We start from the raw sequence: 284 nt of genomic DNA on the forward strand, positions 1-284 counted from the left end.
GCCGCGGTTCCCGCGCAGGCCGCCCCGATGAGTGCCAAGGCGATCGCCCAGCAGATGATCAAGGACCCGGCCCAGTTCGCCGCCTTCGACAAGATCATTTCGCATGAGAGCGGCTGGGACTACACCGCCACCAACGCCTCCTCCGGCGCCTACGGCCTGGCCCAGGCCCTGCCCGCGTCGAAGATGGCCTCCGCGGGCGCGGACTGGAAGACCAACCCGGCCACCCAGATCAAGTGGGGCCTGGACTACATGAACGAGCGCTACGGCAGCCCCGTCGGCGCCTG

The 284-nt window shown here is 69.4% G+C and carries 1 protein-coding gene; it reads left to right on the forward strand.

Annotation, left to right across the window (positions count from 1 at the left end):
* Positions 1 to 284 (forward strand): transglycosylase SLT domain-containing protein (locus IF88_RS0139740; protein WP_030724543.1); only part of this gene is annotated, 284 nt, incomplete at both ends.

Source organism: Streptomyces sp. NRRL F-2580, from assembly GCF_000720115.1.
Taxonomy (GTDB): domain Bacteria; phylum Actinomycetota; class Actinomycetes; order Streptomycetales; family Streptomycetaceae; genus Streptomyces.